27 protein-coding genes are annotated in these 24,326 nt (G+C 54.1%); 11 read left to right on the top strand and 16 right to left on the bottom strand.

Annotated features, from left to right (window positions below):
* The first annotated feature begins 10 nt into the window (after positions 1-10).
* The 3 genes from RHJ80_RS08990 to cobT are packed head-to-tail and all read left to right on the top strand — an operon-like array spanning position 11 to position 2,204.
* A complete protein-coding gene (locus tag RHJ80_RS08990) occupies positions 11-304 on the top strand; it encodes a nucleotidyltransferase family protein (protein WP_206199887.1) in 294 nt (97 codons plus the stop codon).
* 44 nt (positions 305-348) lie between these two features.
* Positions 349-1,119: a peptidoglycan editing factor PgeF gene (pgeF, locus tag RHJ80_RS08985; RefSeq protein ID WP_310800828.1), complete on the top strand. Its 771-nt coding sequence runs from the start codon at positions 349-351 to the stop codon at positions 1,117-1,119.
* Positions 1,116-2,204 carry a nicotinate mononucleotide-dependent phosphoribosyltransferase CobT gene (gene cobT, locus RHJ80_RS08980; RefSeq protein ID WP_310800827.1) on the top strand — a complete coding sequence of 363 codons (1,089 nt, stop codon included), beginning with the start codon at positions 1,116-1,118 and terminating at the stop codon, positions 2,202-2,204. The genes pgeF and cobT overlap by 4 nt, the downstream gene beginning before the upstream one ends.
* A 40-nt stretch (positions 2,205-2,244) precedes the next feature.
* Here cobT and RHJ80_RS08975 read toward each other — a convergent pair whose 3' ends face one another.
* The 9 genes from RHJ80_RS08975 to RHJ80_RS08935 form a co-directional block, all read right to left on the bottom strand.
* Complete coding sequence (locus tag RHJ80_RS08975) at positions 2,245-2,781, bottom strand: hypothetical protein (protein ID WP_302678106.1); 537 nt, start codon at positions 2,779-2,781, stop codon at positions 2,245-2,247.
* Positions 2,778-3,746 (bottom strand): metal-binding protein, encoded by a 969-nt coding sequence (locus RHJ80_RS08970; protein ID WP_310800826.1) that lies wholly within the window; start codon positions 3,744-3,746, stop codon positions 2,778-2,780. Before RHJ80_RS08970 ends, RHJ80_RS08975 begins: the two co-directional genes overlap by 4 nt.
* A gap of 43 nt (positions 3,747-3,789) precedes the next feature.
* A complete protein-coding gene (locus tag RHJ80_RS08965; RefSeq protein ID WP_310800825.1) occupies positions 3,790-5,577 on the bottom strand; it encodes a serine/threonine-protein kinase in 1,788 nt (595 codons plus the stop codon).
* Between the two features lie 94 nt (positions 5,578-5,671).
* Complete coding sequence (locus RHJ80_RS08960) at positions 5,672-6,472, bottom strand: tetratricopeptide repeat protein (RefSeq protein ID WP_310800824.1); 801 nt, start codon at positions 6,470-6,472, stop codon at positions 5,672-5,674.
* Positions 6,473-6,510: 38 nt separating this feature from the next.
* Positions 6,511-6,993, bottom strand: coding sequence for a 2Fe-2S iron-sulfur cluster-binding protein (locus RHJ80_RS08955; protein WP_206199881.1), 483 nt, complete (start codon positions 6,991-6,993; stop codon positions 6,511-6,513).
* A 50-nt stretch (positions 6,994-7,043) separates the two neighbouring features.
* Positions 7,044-7,715, bottom strand: a complete 672-nt coding sequence (locus RHJ80_RS08950; protein ID WP_286626872.1) for a V4R domain-containing protein — start codon at positions 7,713-7,715, stop codon at positions 7,044-7,046.
* A gap of 56 nt (positions 7,716-7,771) precedes the next feature.
* On the bottom strand, positions 7,772-8,257 hold the full coding sequence (locus RHJ80_RS08945; protein ID WP_310742931.1) for a phycobilisome protein: 486 nt from the start codon (positions 8,255-8,257) through the stop codon (positions 7,772-7,774).
* A 9-nt stretch (positions 8,258-8,266) separates the two neighbouring features.
* The gene (locus RHJ80_RS08940; RefSeq protein WP_310742930.1) at positions 8,267-8,842 is read right to left on the bottom strand and encodes a hypothetical protein; all 576 of its coding nucleotides are present in this window, start codon (positions 8,840-8,842) and stop codon (positions 8,267-8,269) included.
* On the bottom strand, positions 8,823-9,560 hold the full coding sequence (locus tag RHJ80_RS08935; RefSeq protein ID WP_310800823.1) for a V4R domain-containing protein: 738 nt from the start codon (positions 9,558-9,560) through the stop codon (positions 8,823-8,825). The genes RHJ80_RS08940 and RHJ80_RS08935 overlap by 20 nt, the downstream gene beginning before the upstream one ends.
* 332 nt (positions 9,561-9,892) lie before the next feature.
* Between RHJ80_RS08935 and RHJ80_RS08930 the strand changes: the two genes are divergently transcribed.
* Positions 9,893-10,273 (top strand): MGMT family protein, encoded by a 381-nt coding sequence (locus RHJ80_RS08930; RefSeq protein WP_149818723.1) that lies wholly within the window; start codon positions 9,893-9,895, stop codon positions 10,271-10,273.
* Between the two features lie 72 nt (positions 10,274-10,345).
* Positions 10,346-11,545: a nickel pincer cofactor biosynthesis protein LarC gene (gene larC / locus RHJ80_RS08925; RefSeq protein WP_310742928.1), complete on the top strand. Its 1,200-nt coding sequence runs from the start codon at positions 10,346-10,348 to the stop codon at positions 11,543-11,545.
* On the opposite strand, the gene RHJ80_RS08920 is transcribed toward larC, so the two are convergent.
* The gene (locus tag RHJ80_RS08920; protein WP_310800822.1) at positions 11,537-11,755 is read right to left on the bottom strand and encodes an Hfq-related RNA-binding protein; all 219 of its coding nucleotides are present in this window, start codon (positions 11,753-11,755) and stop codon (positions 11,537-11,539) included. The genes larC and RHJ80_RS08920 overlap by 9 nt on opposite strands.
* A 30-nt stretch (positions 11,756-11,785) precedes the next feature.
* On the opposite strand from RHJ80_RS08920, the gene dapF reads away from it, so the two are divergent.
* The 4 genes from dapF to RHJ80_RS08900 are packed head-to-tail and all read left to right on the top strand — an operon-like array spanning position 11,786 to position 15,390.
* A complete protein-coding gene (gene dapF / locus RHJ80_RS08915; protein ID WP_310800821.1) occupies positions 11,786-12,646 on the top strand; it encodes a diaminopimelate epimerase in 861 nt (286 codons plus the stop codon).
* Positions 12,647-12,653: 7 nt separating this feature from the next.
* Complete coding sequence (locus RHJ80_RS08910) at positions 12,654-13,556, top strand: VWA domain-containing protein (protein WP_310800820.1); 903 nt, start codon at positions 12,654-12,656, stop codon at positions 13,554-13,556.
* A 9-nt stretch (positions 13,557-13,565) separates the two neighbouring features.
* Complete coding sequence (locus RHJ80_RS08905) at positions 13,566-14,285, top strand: peptidase (RefSeq protein ID WP_206199872.1); 720 nt, start codon at positions 13,566-13,568, stop codon at positions 14,283-14,285.
* Positions 14,278-15,390, top strand: coding sequence for a DUF819 family protein (locus tag RHJ80_RS08900; RefSeq protein ID WP_310800819.1), 1,113 nt, complete (start codon positions 14,278-14,280; stop codon positions 15,388-15,390). The genes RHJ80_RS08905 and RHJ80_RS08900 overlap by 8 nt, the downstream gene beginning before the upstream one ends.
* Here RHJ80_RS08900 and RHJ80_RS08895 read toward each other — a convergent pair.
* Positions 15,382-16,701 (bottom strand): class I SAM-dependent methyltransferase, encoded by a 1,320-nt coding sequence (locus RHJ80_RS08895; protein ID WP_310800818.1) that lies wholly within the window; start codon positions 16,699-16,701, stop codon positions 15,382-15,384. The two genes, RHJ80_RS08900 and RHJ80_RS08895, sit on opposite strands and share 9 nt — an antisense overlap.
* Positions 16,702-16,781: 80 nt before the next feature.
* Positions 16,782-18,053, bottom strand: coding sequence for an FAD-dependent hydroxylase (locus RHJ80_RS08890; protein ID WP_310800817.1), 1,272 nt, complete (start codon positions 18,051-18,053; stop codon positions 16,782-16,784).
* Positions 18,054-18,173: 120 nt separating this feature from the next.
* On the opposite strand from RHJ80_RS08890, the gene RHJ80_RS08885 reads away from it, so the two are divergent.
* The gene (locus RHJ80_RS08885; RefSeq protein WP_310800816.1) at positions 18,174-18,764 is read left to right on the top strand and encodes a DUF3318 domain-containing protein; all 591 of its coding nucleotides are present in this window, start codon (positions 18,174-18,176) and stop codon (positions 18,762-18,764) included.
* Here the strand turns inward: RHJ80_RS08885 and RHJ80_RS08880 are convergent.
* Both RHJ80_RS08880 and trxA read right to left on the bottom strand, forming a co-directional pair.
* Complete coding sequence (locus tag RHJ80_RS08880; RefSeq protein WP_310742774.1) at positions 18,761-19,918, bottom strand: DUF445 family protein; 1,158 nt, start codon at positions 19,916-19,918, stop codon at positions 18,761-18,763. The two genes, RHJ80_RS08885 and RHJ80_RS08880, sit on opposite strands and share 4 nt — an antisense overlap.
* Before the next feature lie 126 nt (positions 19,919-20,044).
* Complete coding sequence (gene trxA, locus RHJ80_RS08875; RefSeq protein WP_310438191.1) at positions 20,045-20,359, bottom strand: thioredoxin; 315 nt, start codon at positions 20,357-20,359, stop codon at positions 20,045-20,047.
* Between the two features lie 128 nt (positions 20,360-20,487).
* Here trxA and RHJ80_RS08870 point away from each other — a divergent pair, with 128 nt between their 5' ends.
* A complete protein-coding gene (locus RHJ80_RS08870) occupies positions 20,488-22,134 on the top strand; it encodes an AarF/ABC1/UbiB kinase family protein (protein WP_310800815.1) in 1,647 nt (548 codons plus the stop codon).
* A gap of 4 nt (positions 22,135-22,138) precedes the next feature.
* On the opposite strand, the gene RHJ80_RS08865 is transcribed toward RHJ80_RS08870, so the two are convergent.
* Together RHJ80_RS08865 and typA are read right to left on the bottom strand one after the other, a co-directional pair.
* Positions 22,139-22,420: a DUF3593 domain-containing protein gene (locus RHJ80_RS08865; RefSeq protein WP_149818699.1), complete on the bottom strand. Its 282-nt coding sequence runs from the start codon at positions 22,418-22,420 to the stop codon at positions 22,139-22,141.
* On the bottom strand, positions 22,420-24,210 hold the full coding sequence (gene typA / locus RHJ80_RS08860) for a translational GTPase TypA (protein WP_302676090.1): 1,791 nt from the start codon (positions 24,208-24,210) through the stop codon (positions 22,420-22,422). The genes RHJ80_RS08865 and typA overlap by 1 nt, the downstream gene beginning before the upstream one ends.
* Positions 24,211-24,326 lie beyond the last annotated feature (116 nt).

Raw genomic sequence — 24,326 nt, 5'->3', positions numbered from 1 at the left:
AAACATTGGAATGGTGACTTGTCAGTTAGTGATCAATACCTTAGAAAACCGTCGAGAATCCCTTAAAAAATTTGCAGTAAAGACCCTGCAGCTGTTTGGTTCAGTGGCACGGGATGAAGCTCACGCTGAAAGTGATGTTGATTTGTTAGTAGAGTTTGAAAGGCCTGTTGGATTATTTACCTTCATTGAGTTAAAAGAATATCTGGAGGAAATCTTAAACTGTTCTGTTGATTTGGGCACACCCCAATCTTTACGGTCAACGCTTAGGGAGGAGGTATTAAAGGAGGCGATTCGTGCCTTCTAGGGAGCTACGAGAACGCCATAGTTTAGCTGTCATTGGATCTGACAATGTGGCACTGGCAAACCACTGACCTCGGGCGCTTTCTTACCTGCGATCTTTTGCAGGGGTTTCAGCATGGCTTCTTTACTCGCGATTGGCAAGGACAAGACCTCAGCACCCTCACCGCAGCCCTAGGCACGACAGCAACACCGCTACGAACCCAACAGGTGCATGGCGATCGCGTGGCTTTGGCAGCAGAAGTTTTAGCCCGTGATGAACGATTGGCAGCGGATGCCCTTGTGGCCACAGGGTCTGATCAAGCCCTCTGGGTGTGTAGTGCTGACTGTGTCCCCTTACTAATTGCCGATGTGGCGAGTGGACGGGTTGCGGCGATTCATGCGGGATGGCGGGGGACAGCGATCCAAATCTCTAAGGCCACGCTCCAGCAGATGCAAGCATTCGGCAGTGATCTTGCTAATTTACGGATTGCCATGGGGCCTGCGATTCGCGGTGAGGTCTATCAAGTGGGGCTGAATGTTGCCCGTGCCTTGGCGCAGACCATTCTTGAGGGGGTGACGGAAACCACTGACTGTGAGGAGCTTTACGACCGTTTAGCCGCCCTAGATCCAGCCGTAGTTTTTCGCGATCCTGACCCTGAGCGGCTGCGGCTGGATGTGGCACGGATCAATCGTTTGCAATTGCTGCAATTGGGGCTAAGGGACGAGCAAATTGCCCTGTCTCCCCACTGTACGTTTCGCGATGCTGAATGCTTTTTCTCCTATCGCCGTGAACACCTCAAGCAGGTGCAGTGGTCGGGAATTATTAGTCGATTAGTATGATTGGCGTTGCCACGGGAGAATCCATTGCCCGCGCTTGGGGCGATCGCCACTGCCAGCACCCCGACTTTCCTGCCCTAGTCTGTGTTCTTGGCTTTACGGAAACGGCATTGATTCCCGGAATCTCGGCAGCGGGTCAAACCCCCAGCGATCGCCGGATCACAGCCCTAGCGGATGGCGAGTTTCTGCTGCGAGGCATTCAACCCCGCTACCACTATCCCCTGCCACCGCTGACGGCGGGTGCCTCCCCTGCTCTAATTAGTCGTGCCCTCATTGAGGCTTTGGCGTTGCCCCTCTACGTCTTTGATGCGGGTTTACCTTTGCCGCGTCTGCCCGAGATGATTGACTTGGGGGGCGCTCCGGCGCGCTGCCTAACCACGGCTGAAGCGATGACAGCCCAAACCGTAGCACACCTCTGGGAACAGGGATGGTCTTGGGGAGCCAAGCTCAGCAGCCAATATCCGTGGCTGATCATTGCTGAATGTGTCGTGGGCGGCACAACCACTGCCCTTGCCCTCTGTGAAAGTTTGGGCATCCCCGCTCGCGATTGTGTAGGCAGTAGTCATCGCCAGAGTAACCATGCCCAAAAGTGGTCACTCGTGCAACAGGGGCTTGCCCATCTCCCTGCTAATGCGGATCCTTTCACTTGTGTAGCGGCGATTGGCGATCCAATGCAGGTGGTGGTGGCGGCTATGGCCCTGCGGGCAAGTCAAACCTGTGGTGTGTTGCTGGCGGGGGGGTCACAAATGATGGCGGTCTATGCCTTTGCGCGAGCGATCGCCCAGTGGCGTCAGCTTCCTTGGTGTCCCGCACAAATCGTGGTGGGCACAACCCGCTGGCTGATTGAAGATCAAACGGCTCAGATTCACCGCTTGGCAGAGCGTGTTCAGTGTCCACTCATTTACACGCAACTTGATTTCAGCGCATCCCGTCATCCTGCCCTGCGTGCCTATGAACAGGGGTTTGTCAAGGAAGGGGTTGGTGCGGGGGGGTGTGCCATTGCTGCCCATCTGCTGGCGGGCTGGAGCAATTCAGACATGGTGCATATTATTGACAGGTTGGGCGATCGCTGGTCTAAAGAGATGTGATCTTCTTTGAGAGCGACTTTCATTGGGGAAAAGGGGGAAGTTACTGGGGATTCAGCCACTCGATACTGCCCGGAAGCTGTCTTAGAATATCGGTTTCGACTAAGATGAGGCGATCGCTCCGCCCTGAGCGACGGTACACAGGATATTTGCCTTGATGTTTTTTTAGAGCCTCTGTAGGTTGGGTCACTTGAACGGCGAGATCGACATTCTTTTGCACAAACGCTATCAGTGCTGTGCGCTGCACCAAAATAAATGAGTTCAACGTTTGAAAGGCAATATAGTCTGAGTGACCGCCAAACAACCAGCCTTGATCACGTACCCCCTGCAATTCTATCCAAGTGTATTGATCTTGGGGCTGCGGGTCTTGGCGTTGAATTTTCTTGACTGCCTTGATGTCCACTTTCAGGGACGCATACCCCTTAATCAACAAACAATCCCAGTGCTCATGAATATCAGCAGCTTCGCTCGCGTGGTGAACTTGGAATCCCTGCTTGCGGGCAAGCTCTAAGAAGGCGTCCTCTGCTTTGAGACCACGTTTGAGATTTTCGCCCTGACCGTCATACTGGTTGGGTTTCATGGCTCACTTTCGGTTCCCTCATCTCCTCTCAGCGGTTCACCCATCGCCAACTGACAGGCCGCAAGACTGGCACTGCTGTACATCTGCTCTAGGGTGGCCATTAACTGCGCCACTTCACTGGGAACCTGATGGGGAAAGGGGGGTAACACGGATAGCACGGCATGGGGTTGACCACTGGGGACAAGCACCACTAACTCTGGGGGTAGGGGCTGGCGATATTGGCAAAAGGGAGCATCGGTTTTCGGTGGCTCATAGAGGGGTGGGGGGGTGGGCACCATAGAGGGGGTAGTCGCCGTTGCCCGATAGTGGCGCAGGCGTTGGAGAATCTCCTCTTTGGTTTTGCCCCGCAACTGAAAGAGTAAAAAGGGGTCTTCGTTGAAGTATTGCCCCAGCAAGTAATAAACCGCGCCAATATGTTTGCAGGGATTGACGGGGTCAGGGCAATTGCAGCGGCTATGGATGTCGAACTTAGTAAAGGGAAATAAACTCAGTCCAGCTTGGGTAAAGACTTCTTCAATACTGGGGGGCAGTTCTCCCGCTAGGAGCTTCGCGGCATAGAAGGCTTTTTGTGCCATGCCGTCAATGGCATATTGCCACTGCTCTTCACTAAAGGCATCCAAATGCAGTTTGACGCGATAGGGTTCGGGAGCCGTGCCTTGAACTTGGGCATGGACTTGGTTGCCCTTGAATTCCAAGGTGAGCACCCGTCCTTCACGGACATAATTGCGTGCCCGCTCTAGGCGTCGGCGCCAGCCAAAGGACTCTAGCACACCAATCCAGCGTTCACTCCACCAATGTTGACGCCCTTGAGCACTGTCGCGATCGCCCGCTGCTACCTCAACGACGGGTTCAGAGGCTACCGTTGTCGCTGTAACATCAAGGGTGGTGGGAGATGACTGCTGCTTTTGCTTTTGTTTCAGACTGGCCGCTTTGCGGGTAATTTTGAGAATCTGGGGCTGTTTCATGGGGCATATCCCACGGCTATTCTTTCTATCATAGGCGGCTGGCCTAGAGGATGAGGTCAATTTCCCAGGCCGTAATATCCCACGTTTGCAAAATATACTTGCCCTGATGCTGCCGAATCAGCCAAAGGTGGCGATCGCCCGTAAAGCCGAGGCCACAAATCTCCTGCTCACTTTCAGCCGTGCCGACAATTTCGCCGCTGTGGGTCACTAAGTTCAAACGATGGCGACCCGCCACCACATAGCCCCAAGGCGTAGCACAGAGAAATTGGGGACGAAACCGCAGCCCCAAGCGTTGAATCCGCCAAGGCCGCAAATGGAGGAGCATCAATAGAGGTTGCTGCGGATGATCTTCAAACGCTGCTAGTTGCCATGGCTGGTGATGGGCCGGGGTAAACAATGTCAGGTGGGCAGGCAGTTGGGTGTATAGCCGCCAGTGTCCTCGGCGGTCAAAGAGTTGAAAATGGGTGGTGGCATGCTCCGTCTCAGGATGTTGGGAACGACTGATGACCAAGCCATAACGACGATTGAGGAGGAGTGTATCCACAAAAGCTCGTCCCTGCCATCCACAGCGGAGAGTGCGCTGTCCTTGACCATTGAGCAGTTGGACATGAAGTGTTAATTCTCCTGCATCATCAATCTGCGTTTCTGCACACCAATAACCAGTGGCGTCAATGGCTAATTGGTTGAGGCTAGAGTGAGGACGACAGTCTAGGGGGATAAGCTGGTCATGGATGCAGAAAAGCTGGGGGGGTAGCACATTGATTCGCAGCCAAGCACTCACTTTACCGCCATAGAGTTGAATCGGCAACGGTGGGAGCGGCCATTGGCCAATCACTTCAGGGTGAGATTCCTTGGCTTGCCAGGCCCACAGGCGATCGCCCACCACCCCATAGAACCTTGTGGCCGTACTAGCAACCTGTTGGGGCGGTATCGCTAAAGAATAGCCTTGGGGTTCCCCCAGCCAAACCGCCGCCGGTGACCTAGAGAACAACAACGGCTGCTCATGACGCTCTGCCGCGATCACCTCTAGGGCTAATTGCACCGCCATCGTCATTTCCGCTGCACTTTTATAGCGGCGCTGCGGTAATTTATCCAACGCTTTAGTAATAATGCTCCGCACCAGAAAGGGCAAGCCTTCAGGAAGGGTATAGGGACGGCTAAGGTGGGCAGTCATGAGTTCAGCAGGTGTGCCGTGGAAGGGGCGATCGCCAACGATCATCTCGTACATGAGAATCCCCACTGCATAGAGATCCGAAGCGGGCATCGTCTGACCATAGAAACGCTCCGGCGCCATATAGGCAGGGGATCCCGTTTGACCGCTGCCCTTGACATCCTCAATGAGGCGTGCGACACCAAAATCGGACACCTTTGCCTGCCAGCCCGTAGCAGTCACCTCCAGCAGGATATTTTCCGGTTTGAGATCGCAGTGGAGAATGCCGCGATGATGGGCATAGGTCAAAGCTGCCAGCACATCCAGCGTAAGGCGCAAAGCGGTGGTCAGGGGTAAGGCCTGTTCTTGCTCTAGGAGCGATCGCAAGGTCCCCCCGGCACAATAATCCATTACCAAACTGCGGCTTACTTGGGGGCTATGGCGCACGCGAATATAGTCAATCGCCTGACAACCCACCACATGGGGATGCTGTAGCGTCAGCAAAAAGTTCAACTCCCGCAAAAAGCCGCGGGTCAGCAACTGCTGCTCGCTGAGCACCTTAATCGCCACGAGGTCACCGGACTCACGATTGACCGCTAGATAAACTTTTCCGTACTGGCCTTGACCGGCTAGATCCACCAGTCGGTAACGGGAGGTTTGGGCAGTACGAGCCGTGGCCAACAACGAGCCTCAACCATCAACGAAAAACATTTCTCAGAATGATTCGCAATCTCGCCCCTGTCCATGCAGATTGAGCCGCACAGCCAATCGGTTCTTAGGAGAAAAGAATTTCTAAGGGGACTTCCTTGTCTTCCTGTTCAATACTCCCCACTTCATGGATACGCTTGGCCAGATCCCGTGCCCGCTGATAACTGCTAATGTCCCCTTGTTCAAAGAAGAGCTTCGCCGCTGTGCGCAAATCCTCTACTGCTCCCTTGCGATCGCCCAAAGTTGAGCGCGCTACACCGCGATTGTGATAGGCCTTGGCATAGCTATCGTTAATTCGAATCGCTTCTGTGTAATCGAGAATTGCTGCTTCGGCATCCCCTAGACGCTGATGGGTCAGACCGCGATTGTAGTAAGCCTTGGCATGGCTGGGATCCACTTGGATCACTTGGGTATTTTTCTCGATTTCCCGCAAGCAATCCAGCACTTCCTCAATTTGTTTTTGCTCGGTGTCAAGAATGCGGGTGTAGTCGTGGAGATCCCGTGCCCCTTGGTTGAGTTGCATGACCTGTTTCTGCACATCCTCAAGGCGATCGCGCACCTGACTAAGGGCCAAGGTAAGGCCGCCGACCTCTGACTGCTGCTGCCCTTGGGACGCCACCAATTCAGCAATTTTGGCCTCCTGTTGCTGCACAAAGGCTTGGAACTGGTCATCCAGTTTTTTGCGGCTCACTAAGTTTAAGCCCACCGCCAGCGAAAGGGGCAAAGGGGCGATCGCTGTCAAAATGGCCTGTTGGGTCGCAGCCGCCGCCACCGACAACACAACCGTTAGCCCTGTTGCGCCCCATTCTAGGGGTGCTAGCCCCCTGCCCGATGGCGTGTCATGGGAATTCAAACTACGGTCTTCCATAAATGGTGCCTCCCTGAGGATGAAAATGAAGTGGTTGGTTAGGCATCCGACGTATTGGCGAGATATTGCCCCACCTGCACTTGGGTATCTTTCAGCTGGGTAATCATCGTGCGGGTAATGAGCTTGCCCGCTTCCACCAAGACGCGGCCATCGAGGGGGTGCAAAATATCCTGCTCAGCCCGCCGCCCAATCAAAGACTCAATATCTTCAACCGCGCTGACATACATCCCTGAGGGTAGCTCCACCACTACCCCCGGCCCCAGTACCCGTGCCTGACAGGCCAAGCGAGAGGTGGCATTTGCCGTTGTAATCACTTCAAGGGTGCGTTGCTCGCGCTTACTGATCGGGGAGAGGCTCTCCATCCCCTCTTTGATATAGACATGGCAGGTGGCACACATCCCGCGCCCGCCACACTCCTTGAGCACATGGAGTTCAGAGTCCAATAGAGCAGACAGCAAATTGTCATTGGTATTAATCGTGGTTTCCCGCGAGATGGGTTCAAGTTTGACAACTTTGGCCACTGCTCTTTTCTCCTTTTAATGACGCATCGAGAGTTACTTTAGGATCATACTCAAGCGGCTTGAGTGCGACATAGCCGCTCCATAATCGTGTCATGATCCTGTCCCTCTTGCAGCCAAGCCTTAGCCGGTTCGACCCGCTCCCGCAAGCCCAAGACAAAGAGGTTATTGGTTGCCCCTAGGGTTTCACAGGCAGTTTGCACACAGTGGAGATCGCGACCGGTCAATTGGCTAAAGAAGGACTCTAAAATCCCCGCCTCGGCAGCGCATTGGGGCTGACCCGTATTTTTGGGAGCCGCCGCCGCAAAGGGGGAGTCCCACGTTTTCACCACCAAAAAGCCCTGCTGGTAGAAGCTCACATCGAGATCAATCGTGCCCCAACCGTGGGTCTTCCAGCATTCCTTGAGACACTGGAGAAACTCCACCATTTCCATTTCCGCAAGGGGACGGCGATAGTACTCGCTGACCTCCTCGACAAAGCGGCGATAAAAGTTCTTGCCCCACCAGCGACCACAGTTAAAGAGAACCACCCCACTGGCCTGTCCCACTTCCTGATCGAGGCCGGCATAGATGGCTTGGAGCAAAATATCCGGTAGGGCAATGAGACGGGCACCTTTGCGGTTTTCAATCAGACCTGTTTCAAAATCCCCCTGTACATAGGCATCGGCAGCGTAGTAGTTGCCGGGGATGATGGGGTCTTTGACCAAATCAGCAACAGAGATCATAGGACATCCTCATTCGTAGGCATAACAAGCACTTTCAGCAGACTTCCAACCCTAATCTAGGCGTGGACAGAGACCACCGCTGGCAGACCCACAAGGGTCGCTTGGGCGTGATCCAACAGCGGCAAAATCAAGTCCTGTTCAGCCTCGGTGAGCATTTCCTTGAGGCGGGCACTAAGAAGCTCGTGGCAACTGCTCCATAGGGTTTGGGTTTGGTGGGCGTTGACCACTTCCGTGAGCCACTCGAGGAGCCGATGCTGCAAAAACTCGGGGTTATTCAGGAGCATGGCCATGGCGGCATAGCGCAGTAGGGCGATCGCTTGACGCAACACTTGCTCAAGGGTTTGGGGATTTTCGGTGGGGTATTTCTTTTGCAGAGTGTCGGCCACAGGCTGGAAGATTTCAATTTCATGATCCCGCAGAAATTCATAGGTACTCAACCGCTGTTGCAGAGACTCGATGTGGTGGCGGAAGACTTTGATGTCCACATTGCTGAGGTAGTTTTCTTCGGCTTTGTAGTAGAGATTCATTAACTCCGTGTGCATAGGGATCTCCTAAAACAGGTTTGATAAGTCTGAGAGGGTGACTTCGGGTTCCACGGGGGCAGGGGGCGGGGGTTCCACTTTCCTCACTTGGGCAATCACGGGTTGGCCTGCCCAAGGAATACTGGCACAGAAGTCTTTGACCGACAGGCGCCAGAGGCACAGACTTGGCTCGAGGGAGATGGCTTGATCCGGACGGCCTTCCCAGTTGAGTTGGCGGAAGAAGGTTTCTACCGACCATGCAGCCCAAGGGAGGGTAGGGGCAGCAACGGGGGGAGCCGCCATTTCCTCCTCTAGGGGGGGTGAGATCGCAGGCAAGATGACCCCAATCCCTTCCCAGTTGATGTGACCAAAGAAGTCCTTGACGCGGTAGCTGGGCCATTCTGTGGGACTCGTGGGAGCGATCGCCCCTTTGACCTCAAGCCCCAGCCAATTGACCCGCTGCCAAAATTCTCCTACTTTCAGGGATTGCCAGTTGAGAACCAAGGTTTCTGCGACCGGCTGCTGGCGCACCAAGCCCAGCCAGTTCAGTTCCTCAAAGAATTCAGCAACGGCTTGCTGTTGCCAATTACCGTTTCGGTTTTTCATAGACCAGTTCTCCACTGCGGAGCCGTTTTTCAATATCTTTGGCGGAGGCTCCTTCGTTTTGCCAGAAGGCAGCGGCATCAATGCGATCCTGCTTGCCGAGCAGGAACTTGCAGTAGGTTTCTCCCATAGCGTAGCACTGGATTTCAATACAACTGAGTTCTTTTTGAATCAGGCCGCTAAAGAAACCGGCAAAGAGACCTGCGTAAAGGTGGCACACGGGTCGGCCAACATCCCCCAAGGTACGCGCCACAACCGAATCAAAGATGTTGATAAACATGAAGCCGTGTTTTTGCTCACTGAGATCCACTTCCCAGTTGCCCCAGCCTTGGGTTGTGCAGGGCCACCACCAAGCTTCGAGGACATAGGGAAGCCGCATTTGCTTGATCCCCTGCTCATAGCCATATTCCGTGGGAAACCACTCTTGGAAGAAGCGGGCATCGCGGCGTCCCCATTCTTCACCAATTTTGTACATGACGACGCTGGAGGCAGGGCCAACTTCCTCTTCAAGGCCTTCAATGAGGCCAATGATGAAGTCTTCGGTGACGAGGAGGTTGCGGGCATTGTTCCAATCGGTGTAGGTACCGCGATCGCTATCGAATTGAAAGAAGTCCCAAAAGGCATAGTGATGGTGGCGTTTCGGGTATTTTTTGCGCAGGAGATGGTTAACACCGTAGCGATCGCCAGTGGCGGCTTGGGGTCGGGAACGGGTCATGGTCATAGGGTGACTCCATCAAATAGCGTCAAGAATATCGACAAAGACAATTGGGAACTCAAGTCAAAAAAGCATAGAAGCCATCATTCAGCAAAAAGCAATTCGATGAGAAACACATCATGGTTCAACACAAAACAACGAATTCCACCCTCCCCTGCCTCAGCATTGCTGCTGCTTAAATCATGACCGATCTATCTTTTCGGGGGCAGGTGTTCTTAATTGAATTTAGTAATCCTGTTACCACCCTTAATGTTTAATCTAGGGGGTTCATTTTGATGCTTTCCTCCGTAGGAATACGGATTTAGAGGAGTTGAATGTGCCTTAAAATGTGAAATCTTATGAAGACAGACACGCAGGCACTGACGTTTCAACAAAAAATTTATTGGTTAGTGAAGCAAATCCCCGTAGGACGTGTGGCCACCTATGGCCAAATTGCCGCCCTGTGTGGTTGGCCGCGTCATGCACGCTATGTGGGCTATGCCCTTTATCAAGTGGCACCGAATTCTGACATTCCATGGCATCGGGTGGTTAATGCCCAAGGCAAAATCTCCTACGCGCCCCAACGCCAAGGGACGGATGAGTTACAGCGCTGGCGCCTAGAGGCAGAGGGGATTATTTTTGAGGCGGGCGATCGCATTAACTTGAGGCGCTACCAGTGGCAACCGTCGGTTATAGTTGATGAGCTGTTGATCGCCACAGAAACCTCAGCGGTAGGGTAAGTCTCCTTGCAGTTTCGCTCACTATAAACCCGGTATCATAGTCCTTAGTGCCGCTGCACCTGTGAGTTTGCTATGACGGTTGCCTATTTTGACTGCCCTGCTGGGGTGGCAGGGGATATGTGTCTGGGTGCCCTCCTTGATCTGGGGGTTCCCCTCGACTATCTGCAAAGCCAACTGGCCAAGCTCGGGATTGCCGATGCGTTTGAGTTGACCACAGAAACGGTGCAGCGCAAGGGACAGCGGGGATTAAAAGCACAGGTGCATCTGCGCGATCGCCACTCCCATCACCATCGCCATTGGCCAGACATTGCAGAGCAAATCCGTGCCGCCCACCTCAGCGATCGCGCCCGTGACTGGAGCCTCAAGGTTTTTGAAGCCTTGGCCATTGCTGAGGGCGCCGTGCATGGCATTGAGCCAGAAAAAGTACATTTCCATGAAGTGGGAGCGGTAGATGCCCTCGTGGATATTGTCGGCACCTGCTTGGGGTTGGATTACCTCGATGTTAGTCACATTTACTGCTCGGCGCTACCCACTGGGGGCGGAACGGTCAAAGCGGCCCATGGTCAACTACCAGTCCCTGTTCCTGCGGTCTTACAACTGTGCCAAACCTACCAAGTGCCCCTCTATAGCAATGGCATTGCAAAAGAACTGGTCACGCCTACGGGAGCTGCCTTGGTTTGTGCCCTGAGTGAGGGCTTTGGGGCACCGCCAGCGATGACATTGAAACGGGTGGGCTTAGGCGCTGGGAGTCAAGAGTTGCCCCTACCGAACCTCTTGCGTCTCTGGTTGGGAACCCTGTCGAACTCAGCAGAAACAACTACGGCAAAAACCATTGTCGAACTGCAAACCCAACTGGATGACATGACACCCCAAGCCCTCAGCTATACTCTTGAACAACTTTATGCTGCTGGTGCGATTGAGGTCTTTTACCAACCCATTACGATGAAAAAGTCACGCTTGGGGGTGTTGCTCACGGTGTTGTGTCCCCCCAGTGCAGAGGCCGCGTGTGTCCAGACCCTCTTTCGCGAAACAACGACGCTGGGGCTGCGGCGGCAGGTACAGGAGCGCTATATCCTTGAACGCCAAATCAAAACCATCACAACATCATTTGGTGAAGTACGGGTGAAAGTAGCCGAACACCAAGGACAGCGGCTCAATGTCCAGCCCGAATACGAAGACTGTGCCGCCCTTGCCCGTCAGCATCAGCAACCTTGGCAGGTGGTCTATCAAGAGGCCTTGGCTGTGGCGCTGCCACTGTGGCTCCTAGGCTAGCTTGGGTTTAATAAAGACAATGGCCTGTTTCCAAATAATGGTGGGTTGATCGTAGTGATCGACAACGCACAGGCAATTGGCGTCCTGCCAGCGCACCTTACCAACCACGAGATCACTGGTGCTGAGCTTGACTTCAACCTCGGTGCTATCTTTAATGAAGGTCTGCAACTGGTGAATGCTGGGCAGTGCCGTGTCAAATTCATCGGTCATTGGTTTCCCCTCTCGTACCTTTTTAATTCTATGAGCGTATCTTTTCAGAAGTATCAAGGGTTAGGAAACGACTTCCTCCTCATTGACAACCGCCATCAGGAAGAGCTGCTCTTAACCCCAGAACAAGCGCAACACTGGTGCGATCGCCACTTTGGCGTGGGCGCCGATGGCGTCATTTTTTTGCTGACAGGCACGGGGGATACCGACTACCGCATGCGGATGTACAATGCCGATGGCTCAGTGGCCGAAATGTGCGGTAATGGCATTCGCTGTTTGGCCAAGTTTATTTTTGCCCTTGAGGGTCGCTCCGCCGGCGAAATCGTGCGCTACCGCATTGACACCCTTGCCGGTCTCATTGTGCCAGAGGTACAAGCGGATGGTCAGGTAACGGTGGATATGGGCAAACCCCAACTCTTGGCGCAGCAGATTCCCACCACCTTGGCAGCCGCAGATCAAAAGGTGATTGATGTGCCCCTAATGGTGGGCGATCGCCCGTGGTTGGTGACGTGTGTGAGTATGGGAAATCCCCACTGTGTCACGTTTGTCGAGGATGTTACTGCGGTTGATCTGGCAACCCTTGGCCCACAGTTTGAACATCACCCCGTTTTTCCCCAGCGTACCAATACTGAGTTTGTGCAAGTCCTAGGGAGCGATCGCCTGCGGGTGCGCGTCTGGGAACGGGGAGCGGGCATGACCCTTGCCTGTGGAACGGGAGCCTGTGCCACTCTCGTCGCTGCCGTCTTGACCCATCGCCTGAGTCCTGTGGGCGATCAAGCCCAAGCCACGGTTGAACTGCCGGGGGGAGATCTCCATATTCGCTGGGATTTGCCTAGCCAACATTTGTATATGACCGGGCCTGCCCTCGCAGTCTTTAGCGGTACCTTGCCTTAGGTGAGTTATGACCCGTCGGCGACAACTGTGGTATTACCCTCTTTTTCAGATTCCCCTCATTCTTTTCATAGGCTGTGTCCTGCTGGCGCTGCTCTTCTCACTGTTGAATTGGGGACGCCCTAGTGTCGCCGTTGTCCTCTCCCTTGATCTCAGCGGCAGTACGTTTGGCAATAATCCGTTGCAATTTAATCAACCCCAAACTGTAATGGCGCAGCAGGTGCTCGCTGCCAAGCTCTACTTGCAACGCAACCAACGGGAACTCACCACCCCCAACGAAGTCATGATCCACGGCTTTGGCCGCAATGTGGTGTTTCTGACGCCGCGGTTTGAGACCAATAGTGATCTGCTCCTCACCCAATTGGATCAAGCCCTCAATCGCAGTGACTTGCTTGCCCAAGTGGATCCCAGTGCCACCAATCTTTCGGGGGCGATCGCCATGGCCACCCAACAACTGCAACAGATCTCGAATCGCTGCCGCCAACTGCTCCTCATTACCGATGGGGAAGCCCCAGTAGATGCAGGCGTGGTGGCCAATGCCCGCCAACAACGAGTCAAAATCAACGCCATTGTTGTCGGTGATCATGCTCCGCAACTGGCCGCCGCTACCCAAGTCACAGGTGGGCAATACCGCTCTGCCCCCGTCGCCATTCTCGAAGAACTGGTGGGTCAAACCTTTTTTGAGGGCTTCAATAGCAACGCCCGCTGGCCAATCTTTTGGGGCGGAATGGCCGTCATTTGTTTTATGTGGCTCTTGGTCTTGCCCTTGGATCGCTGGGTGTTGCAGGGATGGTTGCATTTGCCGATGAATCTGGCGGGTCAAATTGCCTTGCTCAATGCCTTTTTCTGGACAGTGGCAATTCCCATCATTCTCTGGCGATTTCCGGGCTGGCCCTTTGTACAGACCTGTTGAGGAGCAAGGATGAAGCGTCGCTGGTGGTTCTTGGTGTGCATGGTTGCCCTAGGATTGATGCTGGGCGGTACCCAAGGGAATTGGGAGTCCTTGGCAGGCACCGCAAACCTGACGCGCCAGAATATCCAACTGCCAGCAGCAGTGCATTATCCGTTGCCCCCCTCCCTCGCTGAGATTCCTAGGAAAGGTGAGGACTATTTTGATGAAGTCCAAGCGGTGGAAGTGGGCTATCTACTGTGGACAGAGTTCCCGGTCACCGTTGCCATTGAACCGCCGCCGTGGGATCCGAACCATGTGTGGCAAGCAGCGGCAGAACAGGCCGTAAAGGAGTGGTCCGCCTATTTGCCCCTAAAAATTGTGGATGCCAGCCTAGCGGCGAATATTCGCTTGCTCTCGCAGCGACCCACGGATCAAAATAACCGCCGCGCCCGCTTTGCTGAAACCAGCTACGAACTCTTTGTGGATAGCCAAGGGGTGCTGCGCCATCGCTGCCGTGTCGTGGTGCGTCCGACTCAAGCTGCCAAGTTTGTCCTTGCAGCGCTGCGCCACGAACTGGGTCATGCCCTCGGCATTTGGGGACATAGCCCCCTACCCACTGATGCCCTCTATTTTGCCCAAGTGGCGGATCCGCCCCCCATTTCACAGCGGGATGTGAATACCCTGCGGCGGGTCTATGAGCAGCCGACACGGTTGGGACAGCGGCTAGCGGAGTTGACCCCCCATGGATGACTTGATCCTTTGGGGCATCCTATTAACCCTAACGGCGCTGGGGCTATGGCTAGAGCAGCGTTTTCCTTGGGCAGCACGCTTGGGGTCTGCGCTGATTGTTTTGATTCTGGCGGCCATTTGTGCAAATTTGGGTCTTATTCCCCAACAATCGCCGGTCTATGACACGATCTACGGCACCATCACCTCGTTGGCGATCGTCTGGCTACTACTGCTGGTGAATTTACAGGATGTGCGGCGCTTGGGGCGATCGGCGCTGTTGGCCTTTGGTCTTGCCAGTTGTGGAACCTTGGTGGGCGCTCTCCTTGCGGGTGTGCTGTTCCATCGTCGGTTTTTGGGGGATACCCCCCGCTTGGCGGGCAGTTTGGCGGCTAGTTATATTGGCGGCAGCATTAACTTTGTGGGGGTTGGGCGTGCCCTCAACCTTTCGGATTTGCTCTTTAGTGCGGCCACGACGGCGGATAACCTGCTCACGGCAGTTTGGCTGGCGATAACCCTTACTCTACCCTCGCTATTAGCCCGTTTTTATCCTTCACGGGATGCAGAGGCAACTGTTAGAGTGATGCCGCTACCGACGACCTCAGCGATCGCTCCTGTGGATTTGGCCATTCTCCTCAGCTTGGCCATAGCTATCTTGGTCTTGTCAACGGCACTGCATCAGTTTTGGCCGCTGATTCCCACCATTGTCTGGCTCACCACCCTCAGCTTGGCGCTGGCGCAATTCAAATGGATGCGCTACCTGCGGGGCACGGGCGCTTTGGGAATGTTTGGCCTGAATCTTTTTTTTACGGTGATTGGTGCCGGTACCCATGTGCCCTCCCTGATTCCGGTGGGACTGGAAATGATTCTCTTTACCACCGTGATTGTGTTTACCCACGGTCTTGTCACCTTCGGCCTTGGGGCACTCCTGAAGTTGGATGTGGAACTGCTTGCCCTTGCCTCCCAGGCAGCTGTTGGCGGACCAACCACAGCCGTTGCCCAAGCCACGGGTCGGCATCAACCCCAGTTAATGGGGGTCGGGATTACCTTGGGACTGCTTGGCTATGCGATCGCCAGCTATTTGGGACTGGCGCTTGCCCAAGTTCTTGGCTGGATGGGTTTAGGGTAAACTAACCAGAACAAATAAACTCAATTCCAAGCGGGTCAAAAGGGCTTGCAGTTGTTGCCGTGCCACCCTTGGTTCAATGGGTTCTAGGGTGAGGGGGTCGAGGGGAGCCAAGCGTTGATAGCGATCGCACAGCTCTGGAAAGGGAAGGGGCTGATCAAACAAGGGCAGCAGTGTTGCCAATCCCAGCGGATCCACATAGACCGACGTGGGACTAGAAAAGGACATAAATGTGCCCAAGTCTACAATCATGCGGTCATTGAGATACCCTAGCCATTTTTCCTTGATTGCCTCAGTGCGCAGTTGCGGATGCAGATAAATCGTACTTTGATCCCACTGCTCCTCAGACCATTCCCCTAAGTCGGGTACCGCGGCACGGGGTTGCGGAGTACACCAAAAATCCAAGAGGCGATGCACGGGATGCAAAAGTTCATACATCTCCAATTGCACTGCCTGGGGCACATCGGGCAAGCTCAGCGCTAAAAAGGTGGGCAGGTTCTCTGGGTCTTTGAAGAGATCCACCAGATTCCAGTGGCGCCAGTTAACCATGGAAATGAATTCCAGACCCGCTGCTTCTAGGTATTGAAAGAGTTGGGGAATCGTGCTGCCCTTATCGCCCACCAGTAAATGATTCGCCAAGAGGGTCTCATTACTCTCCTCCTTCTCATAGTGCGGGTTCCAAGCGCGAACCTTCAGATCGACACCATCCTTGAGTTCTTTCATGATCTCGCGGACAATGTCCATTTCCATTTCTTCGGGGTTGTCGTCCATCAAGCCCATCAGCTTAAAGAGGTTTTGGGCACGAAAGTAGGGGAAGCGTTGCAGCGCACTGTGGAGATTGGCGCGCAAGATACCATCGGGCTTAAGGACACTTTTGAGGGCATTGAGGCCTGCGACGGGGTCAGGCAGCAGATACAACACCTCATCGCAATTGATGTAGTCAAACTGCTCGCCCCAACTGGGCAAATCCAAAATGGAGCGCGCCTCAAAGTAAACGTTGTCAAACTGATGAAACTTAAGCCGCTCTGCCGCTAACTTCACAGACTCAGGGGACAGGTCAATACCGACAATTTCCGCGCCGGGGTTGGCGATCGCCAGCACTAAGGACTTATAGCCAGTGCCACACCCGGCATCGAGAATCCGCTTGCCCTTGGTCTCTGGCACCCGATGATCCCGCACATAAAAGGCGGTCACCAAATCGTGGACAAAGAGAACATTCGGCTCATCCTTGGGAGTTTTGTCAATGGCAACACGGGGATAGGGACCATAGTCAAACTGGCGGCGAATTTTCTCTAGATCACCCGTAGCAGCCATCTATTTCTCCCAAGTGGTTCGTTTCTCTGTCAAATTCATCCTACAGAATGACGGCGCTGGAGATAATTGCGCAGAAAGTTTTAACGCCCTCTGGGGAATTGACGATCGCTCGGTAGGGGTAGCAGGAGACCGGCCATAAACCGCAGCACCAGACGTTTGAAGGGGGCAACAGTTCGCAACAGCCACAAGCCCCAGCGGCGCACCCCCACCAAAGGCCACCACGCATTGGAAAAAAGCCGATTGAGTAGGTCGGTAAATCCAAGGGTTAGGGCATTTTGCCACCAGCGTTGACGGTGAAATTGGATTAAGGACGGGCGATCGCCCAGTCTCTCACAAGGTGTAGCGAGAATTTGTTGCGCCAGTGCCCACACATCCCGCAGGCCTAAATTTAGCCCTTGCCCTCCCACTGGATGACAGCGATGGGCGGCATCGCCAATAACCACAAAGCGATCGGCCACATAGGAATTCACTTGCATTAATTGGGTTGGAAAGACAAAGCGATCGCTCACAGCGGTAATCTCCGCCATCTGCGGGTCAAGATAGGGCTGAAGTTTCGCTAGAAAGGCGCGATCGTCGAGGGCAGCAACGGCTTCCGCCTCTGGGTGGGGCAGTGTCCAAACCACTCGATAGCGATTCCCCGCTAGGGGGAGCACCCCCATGGGGCCTGTTGGCCAAAAGCGTTCATAGGCGATCACGGGTCGGGGATGGGCAACATCGAGGGTAGCAACCACACAGGACTGACCATATTGCCATCCCTTGGGTTCAATACCCATCTGCTGCCGCAGGGGAGACTTGCCACCATCTGCTGCCACCACTAAACGCGCTGCCAAGTGAGCCACCTTGGGTGCGGCCGGGTCACCAGAAATGAGCGTCAACTGAGCGCGATCGCCCTTCACTTCATTGGCCACCACCCGCCACGGACAATAGAACGTCACATTGCCAACAGACTGTAGAACGCTCTGAAGGGTCTCGGCGATCGCGGCGTGCTCAGCCACATAACCAATGGCTTCTGTGCCCAAATCGGCGGGGGAAAAGCGAACGGTCAAGGAGCAATGGCCATCGGAGAGTTGCACCACCTCAAAGGGCTGCACATGGGGCATCAGCTGATCCCACACCCCTATCCCCTCAAAGAAACAACGAGACACTTGGTGCAGGGCATAGGCTTGGCCTTTGGTGTTTTCCCGCGCGTAGGGTGTTGCTTCGATGAGGGCGATCGCTAGACCACTGTTTCGCAGCGCACAGGCCAAACTCAGACCCACAATCCCCGCACCGACAATCGCCACATCCACGGCGGGCAATTCTTGGCCAGAAGCGACCAGCGATTGTTCTGCGGGGGCAAAAGCCGATGTCATCACCATTTTGATTCAGGCACAAAAAACACATGCTCCCTCATTCTAAGGAATTTAAAAGATTGCAGAAAAGGGATGGTAATGGCAGACTAAAGGCAGAGCAATGAGTGTATGAGTTTCCCTATGACCCCAGAGGCTGAGATTCCGCGCTTGCGTGATCTGATGCCCGCGTCGGCACGGATGCGCTGTAAGTTGGTTTCTCGACCACAGCAAAGCAAAGTGTTGCGCTATCAGCCCGCTCTTCCTTGGGGCGATCGCCCGATTGAAATTAACTTTCGCCTGTGGCAGCATCTCGATACCCCAGAGCGCGATCTTTTATTGCTGCGGGCAGTGGCGTGGTTTAACACCACGGGTTTGATCAAACTTGACCTCTACCAAGGACTCACGGTGGCAGGCTTGCTGGGTACAGTCTTACAAGTTATCCAAGCAGACCCCGTAGGCATTTTGGTAGCCGGGGGGCTAACCACCTTTGCTGGCCTTCAAGTGTGGCAAAATACGCGGGGCATTCCCGTGGAAGTGGCGGCCGATCGCCAAGCCCTGCAATTGGCTCAACGGCGTGGCTACAGTGAACAAGAGGCTGCCAAAGCCCTTCTTTCAGGCATTGCTCAGGTAGCAGAGTTAGAGCGGCGTCCTGTCCTCACGGTCACTGAACTCATTCGCTGCCAAAATCTACGCCAGTTGGCGGGTGAGTCCGAGATCAAAGTTCCTGTTTAGGGGGCTTGCAGACTTTGCCAGTACAAAAAGCCGGCCTGTGCCACCCCAATCAAAAAGCCAAGAATGCCCCCCAAGCGGACAATGGCTTGCAACTCACTGCGAACAATGCCCTGAATGGCTAGTTCCAGATTTTCTGGCGAGGTGGCCTTGACCCGATCCACAATCACCCGATCCAAATCCAAAATCGGAATCGCCCGCTCAATAATCAGTTCCATATCCCGTTCCAGATAGCGATCGAGCACTAGAGCCAATTCATCGCTGACCACTTCCAGCGAGGCACCCAGACTGGCTGAATCCCGCAGTCGCCGCAAAATACTCAGGGAAATCGTTTCCCACTCCACCGTTTGACTGAGCGTTTCAACGACACTAAAGCCCTGCTCCTGGATATAGCTGCGCACTGTCTGCCGAAACAGTTGCCGTAGCTCCCGCACCGTACCGAGGGGCAAACTTTGTAGGGTGATATTTTGCAGCGCTTCCACCAAGCGTTGCCGCAGTGCCAATGCCGTGATTAATTCTCCAAGGCGGCGGTTACAAGCTTCGCGTTCATTGAGACAATACTCCCGCAGGCGAATTAACGTATTGCGCACCCCCACCAGATTAGCCACCACCCAGTAGGTGCCACTGGTATTTTGGCGTAGTTCTTGATCGAGGACATTAATCGTGCGATCGGTGAGAAAGTCAATAATCGCCAGTCGCAGGCGATCGGGGGGCAACATGACCGACAGCAGCCAATCTGCCAGTTTTTCCGCCTGCTCATCACTCAGTTGCAGCTCCACTAATACCTGATCAAAGAGTTGATTCAGTTGTGGTTCCAGAAAATCTTCCCGCCGCGACCACACTTTAATCAAACGGGGTAGGGCACTGCCAAAAAAATCCCGTAGAATATTGGCCAAAACTTGGGCCGATCGCTGTTCACTTTGAGCCTGAATTTGGCTCAGACTTGTTTGTAGGAGCCAATGGATGACCGCCTTCACTCGTTCCACTTGCAACAGACGCCGCGCTAAGTTTTGCAGCTCCTCTGGCGTCAGGAGAGAACCCAGAATGGCATCAGCAATGCGACGAGCCAGCCGCTCCTGATTGCGGGGAATCAGACCGGGGGTAAAGGGGAGTGGCTTGCCGCCGACATAAATAGGCTTGTAGGGGCGAAAGAGCATGGTAATGGCTAAATCATTCGTAAAGTAGCCGATGACGCCCCCCGCCAACGGTGGTACGAGCAATGTCCAATAGCTGATATTGGCCAATCCTGATTGATTCCTCAAACACCTTTCTTTTGAAGAATTTTACAGGCGGCGAATGGCGTCAATGAGAACTTCTGGCGGCTGAACCCCTTCCCAGCGCTGAACCTCACGGCCTCGGTGGAAAAGAATCAAGGTTGGCAGAGCATGAACGTGGTATTGACTCGACAGTTGGGGATAGCGCTCGGAGTCAATTTTGACGACCTCAACAGCCGATTTCAAAACTTGCTTGACCTGCTCTAAAATCGGCGCCATCATGCGGCAAGGACCACACCAGTCGGCATAAAAGTCAACCAAGAGGGGTTTGTCTGTGGTGGCTAGGAGATCGCTGAAGCTACTAAATTGACGTGTGGTCGACATAGCAAATTCCGATCAGGACTCTAGTTCTCATCATAGACACGGCAGAAGAGAATCGGGGCGAGCAAGTCTGAATGCCCGTGAAAAAGGGAGTATTGTTGAGGTTGGGCACTTTTTGTGATTGCTGCTGAATGCTGGTTACTGCCTCTACCTATCGTCCGAGTTGCTGGCTCCTGTTTCGCCGTGTGAGCCAAATTGTGGGGGTGTTGGGGCGCTTTGGGAGTCAACTGCTGTGGGACTATACTTGGCGGCGGCGGAGCGATCGCGCCCAATCTCAACGTGCGCGTTGGCTCGTACAGCAATTATTGGTCTTGGGACCGACCTTTATTAAAATTGGTCAGTTTCTCTCCACTCGTTTTGATCTTTTGCCCCCGGCATACATTGAAGCGCTAAGAAAGCTACAGGATCAGGTGCCTGCCTTTGACTCGCGACAGGCGATCGCCCTGATTGAGCAGCACTTGGGGCAACCCCTTGCCGATCTCTACGCCACCTTTGATCCCAAACCCCTTGCAGCCGCCAGTCTCGGTCAAGTCCATCGCGCAACGCTCCACAGTGGTGAACAAGTTGTTATCAAGGTACAACGCCCCCATCTAGAGGCGAAATTGTATCTGGACTATCTGGCCATTGGTGAACTCATTCGCTGGGGCGATCGCTGGCTGCCCTTTCTCCGTCCCTATGCCCTCCAAGAGATTTATGAGGAGTTTTTTAGTATTCTGCTGCGGGAAATTGATTACGTTCAAGAGGGGCAAAATGCCGATCGCTTTCGTGCCAACTTTGCCCAAGACCCCCATATTCGCGTCCCCAAGGTCTATTGGACGCATACTTGCCGCTATGTCCTGACGATGGAGTATCTCCCCGGCATTCGCATTGACAATCGCGCCGCCATCGAAGCCTTTGGCTTGAATCCCCAGATGATTAACCAGCGGGGAATTTGTTGCTATCTCAAGCAGTTATTAGTTGATGGCTTTTTCCATGCCGATCCGCATCCGGGGAACTTGGCCGTGACCAAGGAAGGTGATCTGATCTTCTATGACTACGGCATGATGACGGAAGTACCAGCCCTGAATCAGCAGCAGATGGTACAAACATTTTTTGCGGTGCTGCAAAAGGATAGCGATCGCGTGATTGCTGCCTTAATTGAACTGGGGCTATTGATGCCTGTTACCGATAGAGTCCCCCTACAACGGATTATGCAATTGATTTTAGATCGATTTACCGAACGGCCTGTGGATTTAACCGCCTTTCGGGAGTTGCAACAGGATGTGTATGCCCTTTTTGAGCAGCAGCCCTTTCGCCTACCCGCAAAGATGACCTATATTCTCAAGTCCCTCACAACCCTCGATGGGATTGCCCGCAGTTTAGACCCTGAGTACAACCTGAGTGCGGCGGCCCAACCCTTTGTCAAGGAATTCATGCGTCGCTCGCGGGGGGGCTGGCGAGAACTGATTCACCAAACCCAAACCCTAATCAACCAGCGATTACAGCAGCCCAGTCGCCTTGAAGTGCGGCTGCAACAGTTAGAGGATCGCTTGGCTTGTGGCGAACTGCAACTGTCGGTGCGCAATCCCACCATGGAGCGGCAACTGCGGCGCATTGAGAGTTTGTTAATTTGTTTAGTCTATTTGGGATTGGCTGGTTTTACCCTTTTGGCGGGGGCGATGTTGTGGTCAGCCAAAGCTTTGGGGGGTGCGATCGCTCTTTTTACAGTAGCAGCACTAGCGGGTTTGGCACTCCTGCGTAGTTGGCTGCGCTTTCTTTGGTTATGCCGCTGGCAATAGGCGGTTAGGAGGATTCCCTGAGGGCGCGGCGAAAGCCCAAGGCAATCAGGATATTGGCCAAGGTTAGAAAAAATTCTGCCCCCCCGTGCAACCCATCCACATTGGCCAAGGTTGTGCCATAGACCTGTTGGGCATAGAGTCCCGCTGGAATGGTGACAGCAACAAACACCAGTGTCCCATAGAAGCCAATGAGGGCTAAACGGGGGGTGTTGGGGTTGCGGGTCATGAAGTACAAGAACCCCAAATAGGGAAACAGCGAGAGGGCAAAAAAGGCATTCGTCAGCATTAGCGGCGTGCCAGCTTCTTGCTCATTTTCCGCAGTCGGATGGATTGGGGCGTTACCTCCACCAGTTCATCGGGGCCAATGTACTCCAGTGCCCGCTCTAGGCTCATTTCCACAGGTGCTTGCAGTTGCACTAGTTCATCCCCCGTTGAGGAGCGGAAGTTGGTGAGTTGTTTGGCTTTGCAGACGTTGATTTCGAGGTCTTGGGGACGGTTGTGCTCACCGACAATCATACCCTTATAGACTTTGGTGCCGGGGGTAATGAAAAAGACACCACGATCTTCGGCGTTTTTCAGGGCATAGAAGGTGGCCGTGCCCTCCTCAAAGGCAATTAAGACGCCATTGCGACGGGTGCTGATCTCGCCTGCCAAGGGACGATAGTCCAAAAAGCTGTGGTTCATAATCCCTTCGCCGCGCGTTAGGCGCATAAATTCGCCCCGGAAACCAATGAGACCCCGCGCCGGAATCACAAACTCCAGTTGCGTCCGACCATTGCCCCCCACCTGCATATCCTGCATTTCGCCGCGTCGCTGGCCGAGGCGCTCAATACAGCCGCCAACGGCTTCATCGGGAACGTCGAGCACTAAGCATTCGTAGGGTTCGCAGGGCTGACCATTGACTTCACGATAGATCACCTGTGGCTGGGACACTTGGAATTCATAGCCTTCGCGGCGCATCGTTTCAATGAGAATGCCAAGGTGCAATTCACCCCGACCAGAAACGGCAAAGCGATCGGGGGAGTCGGTTTCTTCGACCCGCAGTGCCACGTTGGTTTCCAGTTCCCGAAACAGGCGATCGCGCAATTGCCGCGAGGTCACAAAGGTTCCCTCCTGACCGGCAAAGGGGGAGTCATTGACCGCAAAGGTCATTTGCAGGGTCGGTTCATCCACCTTGATCAGGGGTAGGGCTTGGGGGTTGTTGGGGTCGGTGATGGTTTCGCCAATGTTGGCATCACTAAAGCCAGCGATCGCCACAATATTGCCGGCACTGGCCATGTCCAATTCAATCCGCTTCAGTCCCTCAAAGCCCAAGAGTTTGGTCATCTTTGCCTTGACAATTTGGCCGTTATCCTTGACCAAGGCCGCCTGCTGTCCCACCTGCACGGTGCCGTTGTGAATTTTGCCAATGACAATTCGCCCTAGGTACTCCGAGTAATCCAAGGTGGTCACTTGAAGTTGCAGCGGCGCATCAGGATTGCCCACAGGCGGTGGAATATGGCGGACAATGGCCTCAAAGAGGGGCTGCATATCCTTGCCCTCTTCGTCTAGATCTGTTTTTGCGTAGCCCGCCAAGCCCGAAGCAAAAAGATAGGGAAACTCGCACTGATCATCATCCGCCCCCAGTTCAATAAATAAGTCCAACACCTTATCAATGGCTTTGTAGGGTTCTGCCTGCGGCCGGTCAATTTTATTCACAACCACAATGGGGCGCAGACCTTTTTCCAGGGCTTTTTTCAGGACAAAGCGGGTTTGGGGCATTGGCCCTTCGTTGGCATCGACAATCAGCAGACAACCCTCCACCATGCCAAGGACGCGCTCCACTTCACCGCCAAAATCGGCGTGGCCGGGGGTATCCACAATGTTAATCGTCAAGTCTTTGTAGCGAACCGCTGTATTCTTGGCCAGAATCGTAATGCCACGCTCGCGCTCCAGATCATTGGAGTCCATGACGCACTCAGGAATGTCTTCCCCTTCACGAAAGGTACCCGACTGACGCAGTAGGGCATCCACCAGAGTGGTTTTACCGTGGTCAACGTGGGCGATAATGGCAACATTACGAATCGGCAGACTCATAGCGACTTCCTGCGGGTTTTGTAATAGAGCGTTGAGGAGCGTAAGAAACCTTTACAATCCTAGCGTAGTTTGGTAGAGGAACTGAGCCATAGGTAGTGAGGTGTTTCCTCATCACT

Source organism: Thermosynechococcus sp. QS41, assembly GCF_031583515.1.
GTDB lineage: Bacteria > Cyanobacteriota > Cyanobacteriia > Thermosynechococcales > Thermosynechococcaceae > Thermosynechococcus.
Note: the sequence above shows the minus strand (reverse complement) of the source record. Positions and strands in the feature narration are given on the sequence as shown.